At 72.1% G+C, this 2,531-nt stretch carries 2 protein-coding genes and 2 pseudogenes; 2 read left to right on the forward strand and 2 right to left on the reverse strand.

Annotated features, from left to right (window positions below; all coding sequences use genetic code 11):
• Positions 1-305, forward strand: a pseudogene (locus tag AC1DY2_RS18520) (MocR-like pyridoxine biosynthesis transcription factor PdxR); the annotation flags it as partial.
• A gap of 10 nt (positions 306-315) precedes the next feature.
• On the opposite strand, the gene AC1DY2_RS18525 reads toward AC1DY2_RS18520, so the two are convergent.
• Positions 316-1,182, reverse strand: a complete 867-nt coding sequence (locus AC1DY2_RS18525; RefSeq protein ID WP_476763747.1) for an MBL fold metallo-hydrolase — start codon at positions 1,180-1,182, stop codon at positions 316-318.
• A gap of 155 nt (positions 1,183-1,337) precedes the next feature.
• On the opposite strand from AC1DY2_RS18525, the gene AC1DY2_RS18530 reads away from it, so the two are divergent.
• Complete coding sequence (locus tag AC1DY2_RS18530) at positions 1,338-2,036, forward strand: GTP pyrophosphokinase (RefSeq protein WP_476763748.1); 699 nt, start codon at positions 1,338-1,340, stop codon at positions 2,034-2,036.
• A 9-nt stretch (positions 2,037-2,045) separates the two neighbouring features.
• On the opposite strand, the pseudogene AC1DY2_RS18535 reads toward AC1DY2_RS18530, so the two are convergent.
• Positions 2,046-2,531 (reverse strand): annotated as a pseudogene (locus AC1DY2_RS18535) (transcriptional regulator); the annotation flags it as partial.

The following is a 2,531-nucleotide window of genomic DNA, read 5'->3' on the forward strand; positions in this document are numbered from 1 at the left end:
GGGCACGACGGCTCGCCCTCGAGGCGCGGGTCGCGGATGACCTGCCCGGATGCCGCATCACGGGCCTCGCGGCCGGGCTGCACTGCCTCCTCGAACTGCCGTCCGCCACGAGCGAGACGCGGGTCACCGAGGCAGCCGAACGGCTGGGACTCCGCTTCGACGGGCTGGCCTCCTTCCGCCTCGCAGGCAGCGAGTGGCGGCATCCGCCGGCCATGGTGGTCGGCTACGGCGCTCCCCCGTCGCATCGCTTCGACGAGGCGATCGACGTCGCGATCAGGGCCGTACGCTCGGTCGACATCGTCTGACCGGTGCCGCTCAGGCGTCCTCGATGCTGCCCTCGTCGAGCGGCAGGCCGTCGAGGGCCGCGTAGGCACGCTCCACCGCGCCGCCGAGTCCGTCGATCGGCACCGGCCATTCGGCATGGGCCGCCAACGCCTCGGCCGTCGACCGTCCCGCGTCGTGCGCCTCCCGGAAGCGGCGGGCGATCTCGGCGAGCCCTGCGGCCTGCCGGGCCACGAAGGCGCGATCGACCACCTGCCCGTGTCCGGGCACCACGACGTCTCCCGCCCGCATGCCGGCGACGAGCCCTTCGAGCACCCCGGGCCAGTCGAGCGGGTAGCTGCCCGACCCGTACATCGGCGGACCCGACTCCTCGACCAGGTCGCCCACGATCCACGTACCCGCGTCGGGGACGAACAGCACCAGGTCGGTGTCGGTGTGCGCYGGCGGCTGGGGTCGCAGCTCCACGATGCGGCCGCCGACGTCGAGGCGCGTCATCCGCTCGACCGGATGCGTCGGAGGGACGAGCCGCACGTCGTGCCACCGCCGTCCGGGCTCGCGGGTGGGATCGGCCCGCCACGCGGCCAGGCGCGGGCCCTCGTAGCGCTCGAAGTGCGCCGCGATGCCCGCATGGCCGTGGATCGCGGCATCCGTCGCCGAACCGGGCCCGAAGGCCTGGTTGCCGAACGTGTGGTCGAAATGCGCGTGCGTGTTCACCACCCATCGCACCGGCGCAGGGAATCGCGTCGCGATCTCGGCGAGCAGGTCGGCGGCCTCGATGGGGTCGGCCCCCGTGTCGACGACGAGGAGCCCGCCGCCGCCCTCGATGACGACGACGGAGAGGTCGAACGGGCCGCCGCGATGCTGGTGCACCCCGGAGGCGACCGAGGTCCAGGTCCCCATCGTCTGAGCCTAGCGACCCGCCCTCGACGCAACACCAGCCGAACACCGTCGGAACATCGACGGGTCAAAGCGAATGCAGAGGTTGCCCCCGTAGCGTGGCTCGCGTGACCCCGCTCGACGGCATCCAGAACACTCCTCGCGACGACGCGCCGCACATGCTCACGGCTCGCGCCCAGCGCACCTTGGAGTCCATCGACGGTCGCACGCTCGACGAGATGCGCGCCCTGCGCGACGACACCGAGCGGTTCATGCTGCGCTACAAGTTCGGCATGGACGAGGTCATCACGAAGCTCTCGATCCTGCGCGAGGAATTCAGCCAGACGCACGACTACAACCCCATCGAGCACATCTCGAGCCGCCTGAAGAGCCTCGACAGCGTCATCGCGAAGATGCAGCGCAAGGGCATCGAGCCGACGTTCGACTCGATCCGCGAGACCGTCACCGACATCGCGGGCGTGCGGGTGACGTGCAGCTTCGTCACCGACGCCTATCGGCTCGCCGAGCTGCTCACGGCGCAGCGCGACATCCGGGTGCTCAAGGTGAAGGACTACATCGCCGAGCCCAAGGAGAACGGCTACCAGAGCCTGCATCTCATCGTCGAGGTGCCCGTGTTCCTCTCGTCGGGCGCCCACCCGGTCGCCGTCGAGGTGCAGATCCGCACCATCGCGATGGACTTCTGGGCGAGCCTCGAGCACAAGATCTACTACAAGTACGACCGGCAGGTGCCGCAGGAGCTGCTCGACGGGCTCACGGATGCCGCGCACACGGCGGCCGAGCTCGACGCGCGCATGGAGCGGCTGCATCGTGAGGTGCACGGAGCGCCGTCGTACGAGCGCGGTCGCGTCGCGATCTGAAGGGTCCCGTCAGCCGAGCGCCGCGAACGCCGCACGCCCGGCGTCGGTGACGCGCAACGACCGGTCGCCCGGCACGCGCGCGAGCCATCCCTCGGCGAGCACCGCGTCGAGGAGGTGCGCCCCGAGTCGCCCGGCGATGTGCGGCCGCCGCTCGGTCCAGTCGAGGCATCCGCGCACGGCCGGACGACGACCGGCGGATGCCGCGACCTCGGCCGCTCCCAGGCGTGCGGCGAGCGTGCCCGGCACCGCGGCGTCGGCGATGAGGCGTCCGGCGCTGCCCGGCTCGAGCCGCTCGATCACGCCCTCCGCGATCAGGGCGTCGGCGAGCTGGAGGGCGACCCGCCCGGCGAGGTGGTCGTAGCACGAGCGCGCCTCGGCGAGCCGCTCGGCGGTCGCCGACTGCCGGTAGGACGTCACCGCCTGACGCGGGGCGATGCGCTGCAGCGCCTCGACAGCGTCGGCCACCTCAGGCCCCGCGAGCGCGAAGTAGCGGTG

The sequence above is a fragment of the Agromyces sp. P1_H4 genome, from assembly GCF_056405255.1.